The following is a 21,726-nucleotide window of genomic DNA, read 5'->3' on the forward strand; positions in this document are numbered from 1 at the left end:
TTTCCGTCCAAAGTTACTATCGGCCCCGAACCCGGCGTCGTATATTTGTCATACGCCCCTATTTAAACATGCCTGATTTCCTGCGCCTTCGTCGCTTCTCCTTATTTTTTGCCGTGGCCTTGCTGGGCGTGCTGCTCTTGGCAGCGCCTGCGGCCCAAGCCCAGGGCAAGCGCAAGGTCATTCAGTTCACCGGCATTGTGGCCAGCGGCGACAGCCTGCTCGGGGTGCCCGGCGCGAGCATTTACGTGCCCCAGGCCGGCCGCGGCACGGCGTCCAACGCCTACGGCTATTTCTCGATGGCCGTGCTGGCCGGCGACAGCGTCATCATCCGCTCGCTGGGCTACGCCAACGAAACCATTGTAATTCCGGCTGATTTCCAACGCCAGAGCTATTCGGTTATCATTCGATTGCGGGAGGACGCCACCATGCTGGAGGAGGTTCGCGTGTTTCCCTACACCACCGAGCGCGACTTCAAAAAGGCCTTTCTGGCTTTGAACCTGCCCACCGAGCGCGGCAGCGCCGCAGCCGCCAACCTGAACGCCGAATTGATGAACCGCATTTTCCGGACCCAACCCATGGGCGCGGTGGCCAACTTCCGCCAAACCATGGACCGGCAGCAGTACAGCCACGATTTGCGCATGGGCATGGCGCCCAACCAGTATTCCAACAACCCGCTGCTCAACCCCTTCAGCTGGCTGAAGCTAGTGGAGCAGGTGAAAAAAGGGGAATTCAAGAAAAAGAACAACGACGATTATTAGGAGTGCGCTGTCGTTTCACATTCGTGGCCGATTAGCTTATATGATTTTTTAGCGGCAACATATTGAGGGCTTTCCGGGTAAAGCAAGGGTTACCTTTTGCTTTATTTCATGGATACGAACCTTCCCGTTTCGGCTCAGCCGCGCGTGGTTATCATTGGCTGCGGATTTGGCGGCCTGCGTCTGGCCAAATCGTTGCGCCACGCGCCCGTGCAGGTGGTGGTGGTCGACCGCAATAACTATCACAATTTCCAGCCCCTGCTCTATCAGGTGGCCACCGGTGCGTTGGAGGCAGACAGCATTGCCTACCCCATCCGGAAGATTTTTTCGGGCCAGAAAAACTTCTTCTACCGCATGGCCGACGTGCAGCACGTCGACCCAAAAAGCAACACGATAACGACCAGCGTGGGCAACATCCGGTACGACTACTTGGTGCTGGCCACCGGCTCGCTTACCAATTTTTTCGGCCTGGAAAGCATCGAGCGCAACGCCATGCAGATTAAGAGCATCCCGAATGCGCTGAACCTGCGGAGCTTCATTTTTCAGAATTTTGAAAAGGCGCTGCTCACCGAAGACCCCGCCGAAAAGCAGGCCCTGCTCAACATCGTGGTGGTAGGCGGCGGGCCCACCGGCGTGGAAATCAGCGGCTCGCTGGCCGAAATGCGCAAGCACGTGCTGCCCAAAGACTATCCGGAGTTGGACTTGCGGGCCATGCAGATATTTCTGGTCGAAGCCGGTCCGGCGCTGCTTGGGCCCATGTCGCCCGCCTCGCAGGCCGACGCCAAGCGCTACCTCGACGAACTCGGCGTGAAAGTGCTACTCAACACGTCTATCAAGAATTTCGAGCACTGCCGGGCCTATTATTCCGACACGGAGTTTATTCCCACTGAAAACCTGGTGTGGGCAGCCGGCGTGAACGGTGCCGAAGTACCCGGCCTGCCCGCCGAGGTGGTGACCCGCAACAAGCGCGTGACCGTGAACCAGTGGAACCAGGTGGAAGGCCACGCCAACATCTTCGCCATTGGCGACCTGGCCAACATGGTGACCGACGACATGCCCCGTGGCCTGCCCATGCTCGCGCCTGTGGCCCAGCAGCAAGCCGACCAGTTGGCCGACAACCTCCAGCGCCTGCTACGCGGCGAAACGCCCAAGAATTTTGTGTACACCAACAAAGGCTCCATGGCCATTGTGAGCCGCAATAAAGCCGTGGTCGACCTTCCCGGCAATGTGCACTTCAACGGCATTTTTGGCTGGGCCACTTGGCTATTTGTCCACTTGATGACCTTGGTGGGCTTCCGCAACAAAGTGGTGGCGTTCGTTGACTGGGCCTTCAGCTACTTCAGCTCCGACCAGGCTTTGCGGCTCATCATCCGCCCCTTCAGCCGCCGCGATGTGAAGGACGACAAAGGCAAGAAAAGCGCCGAGCACCGCACCGCCACGCCGGAATACAATCCCACGCCCCCAGCTATCCAGACACCGGCGTAGTTTTTCCGTGGCAAAGGCTTCGGAACAAAAAGGCCCGAATCTGTGCAGATTCGGGCCTTTTTACATTTTTGAGCCTCTCAGTTCATGCTGAGCGCAGTCGAAGCATGACTGAAGGAATCGGGATTTCAGTCAAATCACTTTCAGATAACCTATTAGTCAGCAGGGCCTTCTACCGGGCCAGCAATCACCACCTTCATGGCCGCCGGGGTTAGGTACTGCTGAGCCAGCTTTTGTAACGTTTCTGCGTCGGCAGCTTCGGTTTGCTGCACGAACTCCGTGTAGTAGTCGCTGGGCAGATTCATGAAAACTAATGTTTTGTACTTATCACACTGTTCAAAAACAGTCGATAATTCGTTGGCAAACTTGCCCAACAGGTAGTTTTTCACCGTTTCCAGTTCGTCGGCTGGAATCAATTCCTCCTGCAAGCGGCGCATTTCCATCTCTATTTCGCGCACCGTAAAGTCGGCGCTTTCGCCTTTCACATCGGTACCGATGATGAGATTGGTGCTCCGCTCGCGCGGGGCTACGCTGGCGTAGATGCCATAAGTCAGCCCTTTGTCCTCACGGATGTTGCGCATTAGGCGCGAGCCAAAGTACCCGCCAAACACATTCACCAGCAGCTTCAGGCGGTGGGTGTCGGGGTGGGTAGGCGCGGGCCAATCGCGGCCCATGCGCACCGACGCCTGCAAGCTGCCCGCCACCACCACGCGGTTTGAGGGCACGTCAACCGCTGTTTCCGCCTCCGTGGCCGCGCTGGCGGCGGGCACCGGAACCACCGTCTCGCCTCCCGCTGGCACCACACTGAACGCATGGGCAACCAGGGCTTGCTCGGCCGCCACATCGCCGCACAGAAATATTTCCGCGTTGCTCAAGGCATACGCCGTATGGTGAAATTGCTGGGCTTCTGCCGCCGTCAGGGCCTGGTAGGCATCGCTGTCGAAGGGCTGGCCGTAGGGCGTGTGCGAGCCAAAAAGCAACTCGTTGAATCGTTCGGAGGCCAGGAAGCTGGTTTTCTGGCGCTCCACCCGCACGTTCTGGATGGTGCGGGTTTTCAGCTGCTCCAACTCGGCCTCGGGGAAAGCAGGGTTGGTGAGCACATCGCTCACCAGGGGCAGCAGCGCCGGCAGGTGCCGGGTAAGGCAATAAAGCGTGAGCGTGGAGCGGTCGAAGCCCGCGTCGCACTCCAACGAGGCCCCGTAGAAGGCTACCTCGTCGGCAATTTGCCGAGCGGTCCGCGTGGTGGTGCCTTCCAGCAGCATGCGTGCGGTGAGGGAAGCCAGGCCGGGCCGTGGCTCGGCCGTTTTGCCGGCCCGGAATACCAGCTGCAGACGAACTACAGGCTGGGCATTATTGGCCAGCACGTGCAGCCGGGCGCCGCTGGGGAGAGACAATACCTCAGCCGCAGGCAGCGTAACGCGGGCCAGCGGCTGAACGGGAGGTGCAACGGTACGGTCGAGCATAAGATTGACTTACTGATTACGTAATGTATTGATTTGCTGCTGCCGAACACCAGCAAATATGTTGTAAAAAGAACGTCATGCCCCGCTTGCCGAAGCAGCGGGGCATGACGTTTCTTGTTTAGTACCTGAGCGCCTTAGCGCCTCAGCAACCAAATTAGTTGGAGGGGACGTCGCCGCTGGTGCCACCGGCACCGTTCTCGTCGAAGGCTTCGGAGAGCTTGTTCAGGTTGAAGTGCAGGGATATCCGAATGGTTTGGGCCAAGGGATTATTCTGCGAGTTATTACCGGTAGGAATCAGGTACGTGCCGTCGATGCCGAATACCTGATAGCGCACGCCCAGGCCCAGGCTGGCGTACTGGCGGTCGCCCTTGTCGGGGGCTTCGTAAAAGTAGCCGCCGCGTGCGTACAGCAGGTCGTTGTAGTTGTACTCTAAGCCGGTTGAGAGGTTGATTTCGCGCAACTCCTCTTTGAATCCGCCGGGCGCATCGCCAAACGAGCCCAGGATGCCGCTTACGATGGATTTGTTGGCAATTTCCCGGTTCTTGGCCACAATGCTGGGGTCGGTCGACAATACACCGTCCTCGTAGTAGGGCGAGGGCACTAGGAGCTTGCTGGCATCAAACACGAGTGTGATTTTGTTGTACTGGTCAATCTCCCGGGTCAGGGCGGTGCCCAGTTTCAGGGTTGTGGGCAGGAAGCTGGGGTTCTCGGCGTCGTTGTAGGTAATCTTGTTGCCGATGTTCGAAACCGAGGCACCAAACGCCAGATTGTACAAGCCGGTGCCAATGGTGGCGTCTTTGGAATAGTAGGCGCCCAAATCGACGGCGGCCGCGTTGCCGGGCCGGGCGTCGTTGCCGTTCACGGTCCCAACCAAGTTGGAGCGGATGTAGCGCGCCGAGACGCCCACCCCGAAATTATCGGTCAATTGCTGGCCGTAGGACACGGTGAGGGCGTATTCTTTGGGGCTGAACGAGCCGGCCGGCAGGTTGCCGCCGGTGCGGTAGTCAATAGTGCCCAAATCAAAGTACATCAGCGAGGCGCCAATGGCGGAACGTTCGCCAATTTTCCCGTAGCCCGACAAATACGACAAGCTCATGTCGTCGGTGATGTTGCGCAGCCACGGCGAATAAGACGCCGAAGCAGCGTACTTGTATTGCACAAAGCCCAGCTTGCCCGCGTTGAAATACGCCGAGTTGGCATCAGGCGACGTGGCTACGCCGGCCTCGCCCAGAGCCGAAGCGCGGGAATCGGGGCTGAGGGTGAGAATGGGCACGGCCGTGGTGATGGTGCTTTGGTTCTGCTGCGCTTGCGCCGTGCCCACCAGGGACATCAGGCCAGCTAGCAGCGCCACGCGCGAACGGGAAAAGGGAAGGTGCATAGTGAAAGGGAAAGAAGGCCAACCAACGCGGGCCGGGCACAAATAAAAGCGGATTAATTGAGGATGACGAGTTTTTCGTACTTCGAGGCCGTGGAGCCGTTCTGCCGCGAGCGCACGCTCAGCCGGTACACGTAAACGCCGCGGGCTAGTTGGTCATTGTATTCGTCGCGGCCGTTCCAGGTAATGCTGCGTTGCTGCGCCTCGGTGCTGGGCACCGTGGCCGTGAGGGTCCGAACCAGATGGCCGGCTACGGTAAAAATCTGGACTTGTACGTCCAAATTGTCGGGTTGGCCACCGGCTTGGTTGTGTTCGAAGAAGAACGTAGTAGAGTTAGCAAACGGATTGGGGTAGTTTAGCACATGCGTAAGGGCCAGCTTTGCATCGTTGGCCACAATGAACTCAATGGTTCGTTCCGACGAGTTATTGTACGTGTCCCAGGCTTTGAGGCGCAACGAGTGCGGTCCCGGCGCCAGGTCTTTGAACGGGTTGTTGACTTTGCCGGAGCGGAAGTCGCCCACGCTCGACACGTAGCTCTCGTTGAGTACCACGAGCTTGCTGGGGTCGTTGTCGAGCACGGCCGTAATGTCGTGGCCAATGCCCGCGCCGGTGGCATTGATGCCATTATCGTCCATGAGCGTGGCCAGCAACGTGGTGTTCTGCCCCGTAAGTCCCCCAAAAGCGAACGACTCATCATCCATGAACAAGGTGATAACCGGCGGAATGGTGTCCTGCTCCACGTTGGAAGCCGACCCGCCCACGGGCTTCCGCTGGTAGCCGTGCGCATCCACCCGGTTGGTACCGTCAAAGGCATACAAACTGATTTTGCCAATGCCTAGGTTGTAATTTATATCCTTGGGCACCACAAACGTGAGGCTGAAGGCACCGCTTTTCACCTCGGCCTGCCCGGCATAAATCACGTTTTCCTGAATAACCACGGGCCGCGGCGCGTCCCGTGCGTCGCCGGCAACCTCGTTGCCCAAGGTCATCACGGTGGTCGGCTTGTCATAAATGGTAACCTGCGCCCGGCCGGTGAAAGCCTGATTGGCCACGCCGTTGTTCAGCACGCGGCCATGCATCTGCACGCGCGCCAAGGCGCGGAGGGTATCGGCTGGCGCACTGACGCCTTTGGTTATTTGCTGCACGCTGTCTACCACCACCGTTTGCCGGGGATAAGCCAGCGTCATGCTGGGGTCAGCCAGCAGCACGTAGTTGCGGTTGTTGATAACGCCGGGCTGCCCCACGCCGGGGTAATCATTTTTGCTCAGCATGATAACCGTCCCAATGCTGGGCATCGAACCATTGTATGGCCGTAGCACCCGATTGAAATACGCTTGGTTCAAACTGGCGTTCTGGCCAGCATCTACCACGCGGGTGGTGGTAAACAGGCCCACGGCGCCGCCCGTTGGGTTATCCGTCAGCGACTCTTCCCCGGCCGAATTAAAATCGGGGTTGTCATACGTGCTGAAATCGCACGTGCCGGTGGTGAAAAACGTGAGGTTATTGGGGTTGCGAAGGGCTAGCACCGAGGCGTTAGTTACGATTTGCTCATCGGTCCAGCCTTTGGGGCCGCCGTGGCCCAGGTAGTTCACTATCAACGACCCTTGTTCTATGGATTGGTCGATGGCTCGGCTGGCTTCGGGCGAGCGCTGGCCGGCTGGCACTGCCAGCTGCGGATACAAATCGAGGTACACTTTGTGCACGTTGTACTCCGGATGGTTGGTTTCGATGACGCGGCTAATCAACTCCGAACCCTGCCCCACAAACAAGTCCCCGTTGCCGTCGTCCGATACCAGCGTAATGCGGTTGCGCCACTTGCCATAAGCCGCCGGCGCATCGTAGCTGATGATTTTGTCGACTACCTGCCGTGCCTGGGCCGTGTTCTTCGGGTCGCCTTTGGGCGTGCGAATCGGCAGGCGGCCCACGCCGATGTCGAGCAACTCACTCCCGGGCCGCTGCTCCTCCCACTCGCCTTCGTTGTCGTCGAGCAGGGCATAAAAGTCGTCCGAGGAATAGCTGGCCTGGCCATAAGCGCCGCCGTAGAAAGGGGCCAGCGACTCACGCGACTCGTAAGTCGGCACGTAGTTTTGATTGTGTGCGTCGAAATCCGTGTCGTTCTTGAATGGCACCCGCTCCCGCCACCACGTTGGCTCGAAGTCCTTGTTGTTGTACGGGTCGGATTTGTAATCGAAAGACGCGTCGCCGAACAGCAGCAGCTGCATTTGTTTGCCGGCCGGGGCGCGGTCGTAAAGCTGCTTCATCAGGTCACGAATGGCGCTGACGTCCTGCCCGCCCGACCCGTATTCGTTGTACACCTCGGCAGTTGTCACCACGGCCACGCGCAGGTTGTCGTGGCTGGTGCGGTGGTTGGCCAGCCGCACCGCTTCCGCTTTAAACGGAGCATAGGTCACAATAACCAAGTCGATTAATGCACTGGGGTCGCTGTTTAGCGCGTGTAGGTTCTGGTTGGCCACCTTGCCAAAGGCGCGCGGCCGGGCAAAGGCGCCGCCGGGTTGAAAGGCCACGTACTCCCGCAAGGTATCTGAAGTGGCCACGAAGCGGGCGGTGCTGCCTGTCATAGTCAGGGGCAGCGCGGCGGGCCGGCGGGGGTTGGTTACGTCCCACACCACGGCTCCCGTGGCATTGGCCAGTTCAAATAGGTTAGTGGCCTGCGGGGCGATGTTGGACAGCGAGCGAAACTCCAACTGGTCGCCGCTAAGCCGCAACTGCCGCTGCGCCGTGATTTCCAGATAATCCAAGTAGCCGCTGGCGCCGGGGTCGTTGCTGTTGTAAGTCAGGCCCACCCGCAGTTCTGTGCCGGGGCTGGCCAGCGGCAGCTGCTTCGTGCCCACGCTCACGGTGCCAATGGCGCCAAAATCGTAGTTCGGCCGCGCATCCAGCGGCTGGCTTCCCAAGGCCGTGCCATTGAGCGTGAGCTGAAATGCACTCGCCGTACTGGACCGCGCCACCACCGAAGCCGTGACCCGAACGGGCGTGTTGGGCAGCAGGTCGGGAATATTGCTGAAAGCAAAATCCCGTTGCGCGTTCACGGCGAAGCCTTCGCCCACCCAGTTGCGGCCCGAACCGCCCGGCCCGGACGTGTGCATGAGGTTCGCCAGGTCGTGCTCGTAAAAGGCCCGGTAGGCGAAGGTGGTGATGGTGGGCGTGGTGCTGGACGCGGCCAGCGCGGCAGCCGTCGGCACCCGGCGTCCGGCCGTATTGTTCACCGTCACAAAGTAAAAAGTCGTGTCGGTGTAAATGTTGTTCCGATGGCGAAATGAGCCGCCATCTGCTTCCCAGGTATGCGCGCCCGGCGAGTAGAACAGCACGTATTCGTTGTCATCAAACGAGTTATCGGCGTTGCCAACAAACAGCACGTTGTTTTCGGCCAAATCATCCGGGCGCGGCGCGGCGTTGGCCTGGGGCAAAATGCCCATGGCGTTGCCGTAAACGTGCAGGTTATTGGGGTTGACTCCTTGCAAGCTGCTCACGCCCATGATGCTGAGCAGCGCCGTTTTGTCGAGCTTATAAATGCCGCTTTCGCTCACGCCCATCTTGTACCAGTCGCCCGATGCCAGCACCGAACTCGTGGCGTGGGGGCGGGTAGTGGCGGTGCGGCGGGCCGCAGTGGTGCTTGCCCCGGCAGTGTAGCGGTAATCGAACGACACCAACCGTTCGGGCTGGCCGGTTTGGGGGTTGCGGCGCACGGGGCGCAGGCTGAGGTGGGTGACCACCTGCTTCATTTCGGTACCGGACTGTAGCTTGGGCTCCGGGCCAGCGGGCAGCTTGCTGGCGTTGAACAGCTTGGCATCGGCCGCGGAAAAGGGTTCGTACACCATGTTCACCAGCTCGCCCTGGCCCACGGCACCGTTCAGCCGCAGGCTATACCAGCCCACTTGGTCGTCCAGCGCCTGGTGGACTTCGTTGAAAGTGGGCACTTTTTGCTTGCGTGAACCCAACGTAGGCACCTCCGTGTAGCCGCCCCATTTGACAATGCCATGGGCTACAACCGGTCCGCCAGCCTGCGCCTGAGCCGGGATTCTAACGCCAAGTAATAAGCCCGCAAAAGCAATAAAGCGGAAAAAAGGACGCATACACATTATGTTATTGAACTCCTGCCTCCCCTGCTAAGGCCTGCCACTTGGTGGCCCCGCAACAGCATTGCGCGTCAGCAGGTTCACCGGGCGGTGGCTTCTTAACAACCAAATAATGCATTTATTGTGACTGCTAAACTGAAAGTTCTACCGCGCCGCCGTTTTGGGCACCGATAGCAACACGTAGAGGAGCACCACCAGCGGCACCGCCGCCGCACGCAGCCACAGCAACAACACGGCCGCTAGCATCAGAAACAAAAAGCGGCGCCGGTTGTCGCCCCAGCGCAAGTTTTTAAACTTTAAGGCAAAGAGCGGCAGTTCAGCCACCAACAGGCCCGATAACACCGCCGTGAGGCCCAGCAGCAGGCCGGGATGGAGGATTATCGATGCCAGTTCAAATTGGTCGTGGGCCAGAATGAGCGGCAACGACGCCACCACCAGCGTGCAAGCCGGCGTGGGCAGGCCAATAAAGGAAGTGGTCTGACGTGTGTCGTTGTTGAATTTTGCCAGCCGCAAGGCCGAGAAAATACTCACCGTGAACCCGGCGTAGGGCAACCACTGCAGGACGCCGGTAGCCAGATTGGCATCCAACGTCAGCAACTTAAACAGGATGGCCCCCGGCACTACACCGAACGACACCATATCGGCCAGCGAGTCCAAATCCTTGCCAATGGCCGACGACACCCGCAAGGCCCGGGCCACCAAGCCGTCGGCAAAGTCGGCCACGGCCGCGGCGGCCACAAACCAGGCCCCCAAATCCAGTCGCCCGGCAAAAATGTATGTCAGCGCCAGACAGCCGCACAGTAGATTAAGGCAGGTAATGGCGTTGGGCAGGTGTCTTTTCAAGGGTTGAATGGGGTTAGAAATTTGTGAGCGGGCCGAAAGAGGACAGCGCGCTTAAGTAGTTGCGGCGGCTGTTCTAATTCAAGAACGGATTGCTGCGCCGCTCCTCGCCGATGGTGGTGGCGGGGCCGTGGCCCGGGTACACCACCGTGGCGTCGGGCAAGGTCATCAGCTCGGTTGCGATGCTGTGCAACAGCGTGGCATGGTCGCCACCGGGCAAGTCGGTGCGCCCAATGCTGCGCTGAAACAACACGTCGCCGCCGATGACGGTGGCCGTGGGCTCGTGGTAGAACACCACGTGGCCCGGGGCGTGGCCCGGCGCAAACCGCACCTCCAACTCCGTGTCGCCGAAGCGGACGGGCTGGCCGGCCACCAACTCGCCGGTGGGCTCGGCGGGCTGGTACTGCGGGAAGCCGTAGTTGGCCGCATATGTGGGCACGGCGCGCAGCGTCGCCAAATCGAGCCGGTGCAGCAGAAACGGGGTACCCGGCCAGGTATTCAGCACAAACTGATTGCCCAGAACGTGGTCGATGTGCGCGTGCGTATTGAGCAGCAGCGCTACCTGTAAGTCATTGGCTTCAACGTATTCGCGCAGGGCCTGCTGCTCGGCTTGCGCGTAGCAGCCGGGGTCCACAATGGCGCACTGGCGGGTGGCTTCGTCAATCAGCAGGTAGGTATTTTCGGAAAAAGCGTTGAAGGTAAAACCGGCGACAGTCATGTGAAATAGAGTCTCTGAGCAATGCGGCAAGGTACGACGCTGCGTCGAATGAAGAATTGACCCGGTCGCTCATGCAAGACAGCAACCCGAACCTTTGCCCACCGCTGCCATCATCGGCCGCGCCTTTGAATTACAGATACGTGGGCTGCCTACTGCCGGGCCGCCCAGCCACCGTATTTTCTTCCTACCTTGAGAATAGAGTAAGCGCGGCATTCCTTACCTTGCCAGCCATGACAGACTGTGACTTTCTGGTAGTCGGCCACGGCATTGCGGGCGCTACCCTGGCCTACGTGTTGCGGCAGCGGGGCCACCGGGTGCTGGTGTACGACCCCGGCCAGGCCAATTCGGCTTCGAATGTGGCGGCGGGGCTCATGAATCCCGTGGCCGGCAAGCGCTTCGCGCTCACGTGGCGCGGGGCCGAGCTACTGCCTTTTGCGGCCGCGTTCTACCGGGAACTGGAGCAGCGTTACGAGCAGTCTTTTTTCAGCGAAACGCCCATTTTCAAACTATTCAGCTCGCTCGAAGAGCAGAATGCCGTGTTAGCCCGCAGCGCCGACCACCCGTGGGGCGATTTTGTGGCCGGCTTCGATACCACCGACCCGGGCCTGCCCGGCACGCATGCTCCCTTCGGCGGCGCGTGGCTACAGCACGGCGGCCACGTGGCCGTGCGCGAGTTGCTGGCTGCCCTGGCCGTCGAAGGCACGCGCGCGGGCTGGTTGCGGCGCGAAACGTTTGACTGGGCGCAACTCGCCACCAGCTCCGACGGCGCCGTTTACGCCGGCCAAGTCCGGGCCCGGCACGTCATCTGCTGCGAAGGCGCGGCGGCCGTGCGCAACCCCTACTTCCACTGGCTGCCCCTAACGCCCAACCAGGGCGAGGTACTGGACGTGGAGTGCCCCGGCTTGAGTTCGGCGCAGGTGCTTAACCGAGGAGCCTACGTGGTGCCTGTGGGCGGGACGCGGTTCCGGGTGGGTGCCACGTACCGATGGCCGCCTTTTGCCGACGGCATTACCGCCGTGGCGCGCGAGGAACTAGCGGCCCGCTTGTCCGTTATCACCGAGTTGTCGTTCGCCATTGTGGGGCAGCAAGCCGGGGTGCGGCCGGCCGTGCGCGACCGGCGCCCCTTACTGGGACCCCACCCCACAGTGCCGGCGCTGAGCTTTTGCGGCGGCTACGGTTCGAAAGGCGTGATGCTGGCCCCACGGCTGGCCGTGCTTTTGGCCGACTGGCTGGACGGACACGCCGACATCTGGCCCGACGTCAGCTTGCAGCGCTACAACACGCTGCAATCGGTTGGCGTAGCTTGACGGCCTGTTAGGAAAGCGGCAGCTACTCAGTTGCCGCTCGTTTGCCTTGCCGACGTATGACTTTGGAACAATTTCGTACCAATTGCCTTTACTTCACCGCTCCTCAGCGGCCCGCAGACCGGACTGCAAGCGGCCGGGGACTCGGAATATTTTTAGCGTTTTAGCGGACTAATTTTTGTCTTTGCTCGTTGCTTGTACTATGAACATTCTACTATCCGCGAAACGCACGCTGGGAGTTCTGGCGCTGCTCTGCCCGTTGCTGGTTTCGCCGGCGGCGCGGGCCCAAACGGCGCAGGAGCCGTTTGGCCGCGTTCGCATTCAGCACAAGCAGTTTAGGTGGCAGCAGTTGAGCACCCAAAACTTCAACATAATGTACTACGACGGCGGCGAGCCCAGCGCCCGCCGGGCGGCCGAGTACGCCGAGAAAGAACTCCAGCGCATCACGGCGCTCATCGGCTATTACCCCTACTCCAAAACCACTCTGTTGTTTTACAACTCGGTGGGCGACCTGCGGCAAAGCAACATCGGCCTCACGGCCACCCAGCAGCAGGTGAACGGGGGCGAAACCCCGCTGGCCCGCATGAGCAAGGTGCAAATTGCCTTCGCCGGGCAGGAAACCGAGTTCAAGCGCGAGCTCAGCACCCAGATTACGCAGGTGCTGCTCAACGACATGATGTACGGCGGCTCGCTAAAAGAGGTATTGCAAAGCAGCTACTTGCTACAGCTGCCCAATTGGTTCATCGGCGGGGCTTCCGCTTACGCGGCCGAAGGCTGGAGCGTGGACATGGACGGCTTCATGCGCGACATGAGCAAGCAGCACCCCACCGGTACCCGCACGGCCCCGTTTTTCCTGCGCAACTCCACGCTAGCGGGTCAGAGCATCTGGAACTACGTGGCCGAGCGCTACGGCTACACCACCATCCAGAACATCCTCAACCTGACGCGCATCACCCGCGACGTGGAAGTGGGCATCAGCTCGTCGCTGAATGTGCCTTTCAAGGTGTTTATGAAGGATTGGCTGACGTACTACCGAGAGCTCAACGGCCAGCCCGTGGCCACGCTGGTTGAGCCCGACAAAAAATTCAGTCAGAGTGGCCGCAACCGCCACGCCGATGTATTCTCCCAGCCCATGCTGAGCCCCAACGGGCAGCAGGTGGCTTATGCCCAAAACGAGCAGGGCCGCTACCGCGTGATGGTGATGAACCGCGACGGCTCGGGCCGCCACATCATCAGCCGTGGAGGTCACAAAACGCCTGACCAGCAAGTAGAAACCCGGCTACCCGTGGTGGCATGGCGGGGCAATTCCCAGGTAGCCACGGCCGAAGTGCGGCGCGGCGAAATGGCCCTGCGCCTGCGCGATGCCGACGGCCACGGCTTGGTTACTCGAATTCGGGAAGCCATCCAGTTTTCGCGGCCGGCGTCGGTGTTTGCCGGGTACGACCAGGTGCTGAGCATGAGCTACGCACCCGATGGCAAAGCTTTGGTATTTAGTGCCGTGCGCAACGGCCAAAATGATATTTACCTGTTGCGGGCGGGCAGTCGCAAGCCCGAACAGCTCACCGACGACTTATTCGACGACATCCAGCCCGTGTTTTTGCCCGGTGGCCAGGGGTTGGTGTTCAGTTCGAACCGCTACCTCGACTCGGCAGGGCAGGCCCGTCCGGCCACGTTCCAGAACGTGGTCAACAACTACGACCTGTTTGTTTACCACCTCGACGGGCGCCCCACGCCGGTTGAGACGATGGTCAGCACCATTTCGAACGAGACCCGGCCCCGCGCCGTTTCGGACGACGAGGTGCTGTATTTGGGCGAAGAAAGCGGCGTGCGGGCCCTGTACCGTTACTCGCTGAAGACCAAAGAGCGCACGCTGCTGACCAATTGGTTGCCTAACACCCAAGATTTCGACTACCATCCGCAGACCTCGGGGCTGGTGTTTGTGGCGCCGGCCCAGGCCCGCGACATCCTGTATGTGTACCCGACTTACCCGCTGCCCACGGGCTTGCCCCTCACCAAAACGGCTCGCCAGCAAACCCTAGAAGACCGGTCGGCCGCACCGCGCGCTGCCGTTCCCAAGCCGGCGCCCGTGCCAGCTTCCCCGCTGGTTTCGGATACTGCGGGTCCGGCTGACTCTGCCGCTGTCCCCCGGCCCGCGGCTCCCAAGGCTGGGCAACCCGTAAACACGAGTGATTATCAGTTTGAGGAAGACGAGCCGACGCAGCCTTCGCAGACCAAGCGGCGGCGCCTGACGCCCACGGCGGCTTCGGCGGCCGCGCAGGCCAAAGCTGACGCCCCGCTTTCCGGTCCGTTCCGGTACGACACCCGCTTTATGGCCGACAACGTTTCGAGCGCGCTGTTTGTAGACCCGCTGCTGGGCATGGGCCTGCAATTCAAGGCTGCCTTGACCGATGTGCTGGAAAATCAGCGCATTGATGCCAGTTTGTTCGGGTTGTTTGACCTGCGCACCAGCAACATCCGCGCCTCTTACACCAACCTCACCAAGCGCTACGACTGGGGCGTGGCTTATCAGAAACAAGCTTATTTCTTTGATATCAACGGCGGCCGCTTCCGCTACGGGCGCCACGAAATAGCGCCCACTATTGCCTACCCGCTCACGCACAACTTGAGCGTACGCGGCGGCCCCCGGTTCGTCAACATCTCGCGCACCCGGCTGGGCGATGTGTCGACCGAAGACGACGAGAGCTCCAGCTACATTGGCTATAACGGCGAGCTTGTGTTCGATAACAGCATTGCGACCGGCGTGAACATGGTGACCGGCACGCGGCTGAAAGCCAGCGTGCAGCAACAAAACAACCTGGACAGTAAGAGCCTCAACTTCGGCAAGTTTGTGATTGACCTGCGGCACTACCAGAAAATCAGCCGTTCGATTGTGTGGGCCAACCGAGCCAGCTACGGGCAGTTTTTTGGCCCGCGGCAGCAGCTCTTCCGCTTGGGCGGCATGGACAACTGGCTGAACGCCGACTACGAAGACGCCCGCTTTCCGATGAATTATGATGCTCCGGACCAGGTGTTCAACCAGGACTTTGTAACCAACCTGCGCGGCTTCGATTACAGTTCCCGTAGCGGCCCGCGCTATGTACTGTTCAATAGCGAGTTGCGCATCCCCATTGTGCAGTACTTTTCCCGTAAGCCCATTTATTCCGGCTTCTTCCGCAATCTGCAGCTCACCGGCTTTGTTGATGCGGGCACCGCCTACAGCGGCACCAATCCGTTTGGCACGGACAACTCGTCGAACACCGAGGTAACCGGCGGCAACGGCAATTTCTTCTCCGCTACCGTTATCAACTTCCGCAACCCGTTCCTGGTGGGCTACGGCGTAGGCGCACGCTCCACGCTGCTGGGCTTCTATGGCAAAGCGGATGTGGCCTGGGGGCAGGAAAATTATATTACCAAAGGGCCCAAATTCTACTTCACCCTTGGATACGACTTCTAAGCGGTATCAAAGGAGTAGAGAAGGTCCCGCTGAGCTTACAGGCTCAGCGGGACCTTCTTTTTTTCATGCCCTTCCGGGCGGGTTCGGTCGTATCTTTGCGGCCCGAAACCAAACCCGTGCCCGTGCCGCTACTTCGCGAAATCACCACCTTGCTAGCCAAAGACTTCCGCCTCGAATGGCGGCAGAAGTCGGCCTTGGGCGGGTTGCTGCTGTACGTGGGCAGTACGGTGTTTGTGTGCTTTCTGAGTTTTAGCCTGCGCGGCGGCACGCCGCCGGCCCCGGCCTGGAACGCGCTGCTGTGGGTCATCCTGCTGTTTGCGGCCATCAACGCCGTGGCGAAGGGCTTTATGCAGGAAAGTCCCGGCCAGCGACTCTACTACTACACGCTGGTACGGCCCCAGGCCATCATCCTCGCCAAGATGCTCTACAATGCCCTGCTGCTGGTGGCGGTGGCGCTGCTCGGCTTGTTTCTCTACACGGTGTTTCTCGGCAATCCCATTCAAGATGCGCCGTTGTTTTTGGCCAATCTGCTGCTGGGCGCCGTGGGCTTTGCCACCACGCTCACGCTGGTATCCGGCATTGCGGCCAAGGCCGGCGGCAACGGCGCCACGCTCATGGCTGTGCTGGGATTTCCGGTGATGGTGCCCATGTTGCTGCTGCTCATTAAAGTCAGCAAGAATGCCCTGGACGGGCTGGACCGCAGCGTGAGCCACCAGTCGCTGCTGACGCTTTTGGCGCTAAACATGTTGGTGGGGGCGCTGTCTTATGTGTTGTTTCCTTATCTGTGGCGCGGCTAGTCCGTGGCGCCTGGCCCATAGCTTTCCTTTATGAGTAGTGCAAAAATTATTGGCAGTGTGCTGGGGTTGGTCTTCACGGTGCTGGGCGTGTGGGGCGGCCAGCGCCTGATTGAGCAGCGCAGCTCGGGCTGGCTCTGGAAGGCCCTGACCGTGGTGCTGCTCGTGGGCGGCTCGGCGGCTGGCCTGCTCATCAGCGTGCCGCCGCTGCCCATCGTGAACGAGAGCATCCGCAACCTCTTTTTCCACGTGCCCATGTGGTTTTCGATGATAATGGTGCTGCTGGTGTCGGTGTGGTATTCCATTCAGTACCTGCGCAACCCCTCGGCGCGGCTCGACATTCTGGCCCACGAATCGGCCAAAACCGGCATCGTGCTGGGCATGCTGGGGTTGGCCACGGGCAGCCTCTGGGCCAAATTCACCTGGGGCGCCTGGTGGACGCCCGACCCGCGCCTGAACGGCGCGGCCGTGGCCATGCTGATTTACGGCGCCTACCTGGTGCTGCGCGGCTCCTTCCGCGACGACCAGCAGCGGGCCCGCGTGTCGGCCATCTACAACATCTTCGCGTTTGCGGCGGTCATTCCGCTGCTCTTTATCCTGCCCCGGCTCAGCGGGCCGTCGCTGCACCCCGGCCAAACCGGCAACCCCGGTTTCAGCCAGTACGACCTCGACGATACCATGCGCAAGCTGTTTTATCCGGTCGTCATCGGCTGGATTTTATTCGCCTTCTGGCTCACCCAGGTTAGCAGCCGCTTTGCTTTCCTGCAATTCAAACACGATGAAAACTAGCTCTTTCCAGCGTCTGGCTGGCTTTTTCCTGTTGATGCTGTTCTCGGTTACCACGGCGTTCGCGCAGTCGGCCGAAGCGCCCGAAATGGCCGACGCCCTCCGCGCCAATGGCAAAATCTACGTGGTGGCGGCCGTGGTTGGGGTTATTGTGGCGGGCCTGCTCCTCTACCTCATTTCCCTCGACCGCAAAGTGAGCAAGCTGGAGCAGCAAATAAAAAAATAGCCGGGCACCCAATGCCCTCCGCTAGCTGTTGTTAACTTACGGATAGCCCCGATTCTGAATCGAGTCATTCCCCCATCCGATTATTCCCCGATATGAAGAAGTCGCACCTTTTTGTTATGGCCATTATTGCGGTGGCTGCTGCTATCATTCTCAGCACCACGGCCGATGCCAGCGTGTACGTGGGCTTTGGCGAGGCTCGGCAGCGGGCGGCCGAGGGCAATACCACCAAAGTGCACGTGGTGGGCAAGCTGCCCCGTGACGGGCAGAAGCGCCCAATTGGTTTGGAGTACGACCCGATGAAGGATGCCAGCTATTTCAGTTTCACGCTAATTGACACCTTACAGGTGGCTCAGCGCGTGGTGTATCTCGAACCAAAACCCCAGGACTTCGACGCTTCCGAGCAGGTAGTAATCACGGGCCAGATGAAGGGCGACGTGTTTCTAGCCGATAAAATCCTGCTCAAGTGCCCGAGCAAGTACGTGAAGAAGGACTTGGACGGGGCCACGGCCGCTAATTAATACAGCATGAATTTATTGATAGGAAACATTGGCCACCTGAGCGTCATAGTGGCGTTTGCGGCGGCATTGGTGGCGGCTTATAGTTATTTCCAGGCCACGCGGGGCCGGGCGCTCGGCGACGACGATACCAACTGGCTACGCATTGCGCGCGGCGCGTTTTTCGTGCACGGCGCGGCCGTTCTCACCATCATCGGGTGTTTGTTCAACATCATCCAGGCCCACCGCTACGAGTATTACTACGCCTGGAGCCACAGCTCCAACCACCTGCCGGTGGAGTACATGATTTCCTGTTTCTGGGAAGGCCAGGAAGGCAGCTTTCTGCTCTGGATTTTCTGGCACGTGGTGCTGGGCTTCTTTATTATCCGCTTCAACCGCAAGTGGGAGGCGCCAGTAATGGCCATTTTTAGCGGCGTGCAGCTGTTTTTGGTGAGCATGATTCTCGGCATCGTCCTCGGCGACGTCAAGATTGGCTCGTCGCCCTTCATCCTGTTGCGCGACTTCATGACCGACCTGCCGGTGTTCAAAATGAACCCCGACTTCGTGCCCAAAGACGGCACCGGCCTCAACGCCCTGCTGCAGAATTACTGGATGGTGATTCACCCGCCCACGCTGTTCCTGGGCTTCGCCCTCACGCTGGTGCCCTTCGCTTTCGCCATTGCCGGCCTCTGGAAACGCGAGCTGACGGCTTGGGTGAAACCCGCCTTGCCCTGGACGCTCATCGGCGGCGGCGTGCTGGGCGTGGGCGTGGTAATGGGCGCCTACTGGGCCTACGAAACCCTGAACTTCGGCGGTTACTGGAACTGGGACCCGGTTGAGAACGCCGTGTACATCCCGTGGCTGGTGCTGGTGGCCTCGCTGCACGGCATGGTGCTGTGGCAGAAGCGCCGCACCGGTTTGCGCACCTCGTTTGCGCTAGTGGTGGCCACGTTTGTGTTGATTTTGTACGCCACTTTCCTCACCCGGAGCGGCGTGCTGGGCAATGCCTCGGTGCATTCGTTTACGGACCTGGGCCTGTCGGGGCAGTTGTTCATTTACATGGCGGTTTTCTCGGTGCTGGCCATTGCCCTGCTGGTGTACCGCTGGAAGGAAATTCCAATTTCGGAGAAAGAGCTGACGCTGTACAACCCCGAGTTGTGGGTGTTTGTAGGTGCTACGGTGCTGTGCCTGGGGGCGTTCCAGGTGCTGTTCACCACCAGCATTCCGGTTTATAATTCCTTTATGGGCTTGCTGGGGGTTAAAACCAACGTGGCCCTGCCCGCCGACCAAATTGCCCACTACTCCAAAGCCCAGTTGTGGATGGGCGTGGGTGTGGCGCTGCTTTCGGGCATAGCCCAAATCATGTGGTGGCAGCGCAACGACAAGACGACGCTGGTTAACTCCCTCACCGCTCCTACCCTGCTCACGCTGCTGGGCACGGCGCTGGTGGTGCTGCTGGTGCGCTACAATGGCCTCACGATTTCGCCGGCTTACGTGGTGCTCACGCTGGCGGGCCTGTTTGGCGTGCTGGCCAATTTCGGCACCATCTTCACCTTGCTGCGGCGCGGGGTACGCCTGTCGGGTGGGGCCGTGGCCCACTTGGGCATCGCGCTGATGCTGCTGGGCGTGCTGGCCTCGGCGGGCTACTCCAACATCATTTCGCGCAACGTGTCGGGCCTGCTGTACTCGCGCGAATTTGATGAGTCGCTGAACCGCGACAACGTGCTGCTGTGGCGCAACGAAACCACCACCATGCAGAACTACGACCTGACCTACACCGGCCAGTTCTTCGACGTGCCAGGCGTGCCCGGCTACGTGGACAAGCAGTTCCTGTTCCGCACCGACGACGACTACAAGGCCCTGGCCCGGTCGCCCATCGTGGCCGGTGGCAAGACCTACTACAAAACCGGCGACACCGTCGCCATCATGCCCGAAAACACCTACTACCGCATCAATTACAAGGACCGGAAGACGGGTGACCAGTTTGCCCTCTACCCCCGGGCGCAGGTGAACGACGAGATGGGCGAAGGCGGCCTGCTGGCCTCGCCCGCCATCAAGAAGTTCTGGGGCCACGACATCTACTCGCACGTCAGCTCCGTGCTCGACCCGCGCAAGGACAAGCAGTGGAGCGAGGAAAAAGACCACGTGCTGGCCGTCGGCGACACCATTTTCCTGAACGACTACTTTGCCGTGTTCCGCGCCATCGAGCCCGCCCACGAAACCGCCGGCCTCAACCTGCAGAAAGGCGACCTCGCCCTGCAGGCCGACATGATTGTGCACGGCGAGAAGCGCCAGTACCACGTGCACCCCGTGTTTGTGGTGCGCAACCGCCTGGTGGGCCGCGTGCCCGACGAGGTGGACGACCTTGGCGTGCGCCTGAGCCTCACCAACATCGACCCCACGGCCGGCAAGTTCACCTTCGCCGTGAGCACCACGCAGAAGGACTACGTCATCCTGAAAGCCATGGAAAAGCCCTTCATCAACCTCCTGTGGAGCGGCACGCTGCTCATGGCGTTCGGCTTTGGCCTGAGCGTGTGGCAGCGCGGCCGCAAGAGCAGCGTGGCCGATGCCACGGAGGCAGCCAGCGCGGCCGCCCCGGCCCACGCTGGCCGCCCGCAGCCGGTGAGCTAGCGTTCTAAAATTAATTTTCAAGGCCGCTTCAATAATTGAAGCGGCCTTTTTTACGCCGTGCGGGAGCCTCGCCCGGTTTGCGCTCAGCTCTATTCCCTCCTAAATGCAGTACCCCTCGGCTTATTCACTGCGCGTTGGAATCCTGGGCGCCGGCCGCGTAGCCAGCCAGCTCGGCCCAGCGTTGGCCGCGGCGGGGCACACGGTAGTCTTCGTGTGGAATCGCACCGCCCCTGCGGCCGAAGCCTTGGCCGCGCAACTGCCCGGCGCGCAGGCCCTGGCCAGCCTATCGGCCCCACTTCCTGCCGCCGATGTGTACCTGCTAGCTGTGCCCGATGCCGCCGTGGCCCCGCTGCTGGCCAGTACTACCTGGCCCGCTGGGGCAGTGGTAGCGCACCTCGCCGGCGCATTGTCTCTGTCCGTATTTGAGGCGCAGCCCACGGTGCGCGGCGGCGTTTTTTACCCTCTGCAAACCTTCAGCCCCGGCCGCGCCATTAATTGGCCCACGGTGCCGCTCTGCATCGAAGCCGCTGATTCAGTGGTCGAAGAAAGGCTTCTGACCTTGGCTCGCAGCCTCAGCCAGCACGTGCGGCTCCTTAACTCGGCCCAGCGCCTGCAGCTGCACGTAGCTGCGGTGTTTGCCAACAATTTCACCAACCACCTGTTGGGCATTGCTGATACCCTGCTGGCCGAAGCCAACCTGCCGCCCGCCCTACTCGCTCCGCTGGTGCGCGAAACGGTGGACAAAGCCCTGGCCAACCCGCCTTTTGCGGTGCAAACCGGTCCCGCCGTGCGGCGCGACGCTCCAGCGCTGGCCGCTCATCGGGCGGCGCTGGCCCCGCATCCGGCGTGGCAGGCCCTGTATGAGCAGCTCACCGCCAGCATTCAGGCTCAACTTTGATGCCGGGGCCGGGCAGAGTACCTTTGCGGCGGCAAACGCCGTCCCTTTTTTCGTTTTTTTGTTTCTCGTTTTGTCAGTTCCCGCCACTACCATCACCTTCCAACTCAGCGACGGCCAGCCGGCCCAAACCCACGTGGCGGCCCCCGGCGAGTCGGTGCTCGACGTGGCCCTCAACAACGGCATTCAGCTCCAGCACAACTGCGGCGGCGTGTGCGGTTGCAGCACCTGCCACGTCTACATCAACTCAGGCGGCGACGACCTGCCTGAAATCAGCGACAAGGAAGAGGACTTCATTGACCGCGCCGAAAACCCGCGCATCAACTCCCGCCTCGCCTGCCAGTGCGTGGTCGAGGCCAACATGCAGCTGGTGGTTACCATTCCGCCCCAGCATTTCCTGGGCCACTAATTC

The 21,726-nt window shown here is 60.6% G+C and carries 16 protein-coding genes; 11 read left to right on the plus strand and 5 right to left on the minus strand.

What is annotated here, in order from left to right:
• Positions 1–68: 68 nt before the first annotated feature.
• Together I2I05_RS06635 and I2I05_RS06640 are read left to right on the plus strand one after the other, a co-directional pair.
• Positions 69–758: a carboxypeptidase-like regulatory domain-containing protein gene (locus I2I05_RS06635; protein WP_196281430.1), complete on the plus strand. Its 690-nt coding sequence runs from the start codon at positions 69–71 to the stop codon at positions 756–758.
• Between the two features lie 108 nt (positions 759–866).
• Positions 867–2,240, plus strand: coding sequence for an NAD(P)/FAD-dependent oxidoreductase (locus I2I05_RS06640; RefSeq protein WP_196281431.1), 1,374 nt, complete (start codon positions 867–869; stop codon positions 2,238–2,240).
• Between the two features lie 152 nt (positions 2,241–2,392).
• Here I2I05_RS06640 and I2I05_RS06645 read toward each other — a convergent pair whose 3' ends face one another.
• The 5 genes from I2I05_RS06645 to I2I05_RS06665 form a co-directional block, all read right to left on the minus strand.
• Positions 2,393–3,700, minus strand: a complete 1,308-nt coding sequence (locus I2I05_RS06645) for a M16 family metallopeptidase (protein ID WP_196281432.1) — start codon at positions 3,698–3,700, stop codon at positions 2,393–2,395.
• 154 nt (positions 3,701–3,854) lie between these two features.
• Positions 3,855–5,078: a type IX secretion system outer membrane channel protein PorV gene (gene porV, locus I2I05_RS06650; RefSeq protein ID WP_196281433.1), complete on the minus strand. Its 1,224-nt coding sequence runs from the start codon at positions 5,076–5,078 to the stop codon at positions 3,855–3,857.
• A gap of 53 nt (positions 5,079–5,131) precedes the next feature.
• Positions 5,132–9,169: a type IX secretion system sortase PorU gene (porU, locus tag I2I05_RS06655; protein WP_196281434.1), complete on the minus strand. Its 4,038-nt coding sequence runs from the start codon at positions 9,167–9,169 to the stop codon at positions 5,132–5,134.
• A gap of 147 nt (positions 9,170–9,316) precedes the next feature.
• A complete protein-coding gene (locus tag I2I05_RS06660; protein ID WP_196281435.1) occupies positions 9,317–10,015 on the minus strand; it encodes a CDP-alcohol phosphatidyltransferase family protein in 699 nt (232 codons plus the stop codon).
• Between the two features lie 73 nt (positions 10,016–10,088).
• The gene (locus tag I2I05_RS06665) at positions 10,089–10,730 is read right to left on the minus strand and encodes an MBL fold metallo-hydrolase (protein WP_196281436.1); all 642 of its coding nucleotides are present in this window, start codon (positions 10,728–10,730) and stop codon (positions 10,089–10,091) included.
• A 230-nt stretch (positions 10,731–10,960) separates the two neighbouring features.
• Between I2I05_RS06665 and I2I05_RS06670 the strand changes: the two genes are divergently transcribed.
• The 9 genes from I2I05_RS06670 (at position 10,961) to I2I05_RS06710 (ending at position 21,723) form a co-directional block, all read left to right on the plus strand.
• A complete protein-coding gene (locus I2I05_RS06670) occupies positions 10,961–12,037 on the plus strand; it encodes an NAD(P)/FAD-dependent oxidoreductase (protein WP_196281437.1) in 1,077 nt (358 codons plus the stop codon).
• Between the two features lie 199 nt (positions 12,038–12,236).
• Positions 12,237–15,488, plus strand: a complete 3,252-nt coding sequence (locus I2I05_RS06675) for a PD40 domain-containing protein (RefSeq protein ID WP_196281438.1) — start codon at positions 12,237–12,239, stop codon at positions 15,486–15,488.
• A gap of 65 nt (positions 15,489–15,553) precedes the next feature.
• Positions 15,554–16,285, plus strand: coding sequence for a heme exporter protein CcmB (locus I2I05_RS06680; RefSeq protein WP_196281439.1), 732 nt, complete (start codon positions 15,554–15,556; stop codon positions 16,283–16,285).
• Positions 16,286–16,315: 30 nt separating this feature from the next.
• On the plus strand, positions 16,316–17,071 hold the full coding sequence (gene ccsA, locus I2I05_RS06685) for a cytochrome c biogenesis protein CcsA (RefSeq protein ID WP_196281440.1): 756 nt from the start codon (positions 16,316–16,318) through the stop codon (positions 17,069–17,071).
• A complete protein-coding gene (locus I2I05_RS06690) occupies positions 17,061–17,294 on the plus strand; it encodes a CcmD family protein (protein WP_196281441.1) in 234 nt (77 codons plus the stop codon). The genes ccsA (I2I05_RS06685) and I2I05_RS06690 overlap by 11 nt, the downstream gene beginning before the upstream one ends.
• A gap of 92 nt (positions 17,295–17,386) precedes the next feature.
• Positions 17,387–17,812, plus strand: coding sequence for a cytochrome c maturation protein CcmE domain-containing protein (locus I2I05_RS06695; RefSeq protein WP_196281442.1), 426 nt, complete (start codon positions 17,387–17,389; stop codon positions 17,810–17,812).
• A gap of 6 nt (positions 17,813–17,818) precedes the next feature.
• Entirely contained in the window at positions 17,819–20,419 is a 2,601-nt protein-coding gene (gene ccsA / locus I2I05_RS06700) for a cytochrome c biogenesis protein CcsA (protein ID WP_196281443.1), read from the plus strand.
• Positions 20,420–20,522: 103 nt separating this feature from the next.
• Positions 20,523–21,317, plus strand: a complete 795-nt coding sequence (locus tag I2I05_RS06705) for a Rossmann-like and DUF2520 domain-containing protein (protein ID WP_196281444.1) — start codon at positions 20,523–20,525, stop codon at positions 21,315–21,317.
• A gap of 70 nt (positions 21,318–21,387) precedes the next feature.
• Complete coding sequence (locus I2I05_RS06710; RefSeq protein ID WP_230688184.1) at positions 21,388–21,723, plus strand: 2Fe-2S iron-sulfur cluster-binding protein; 336 nt, start codon at positions 21,388–21,390, stop codon at positions 21,721–21,723.
• Positions 21,724–21,726: the final 3 nt, after the last annotated feature.

The sequence above is a fragment of the Hymenobacter jeongseonensis genome (assembly GCF_015694725.1).
In the GTDB taxonomy this organism is placed as follows: domain Bacteria; phylum Bacteroidota; class Bacteroidia; order Cytophagales; family Hymenobacteraceae; genus Hymenobacter; species Hymenobacter jeongseonensis.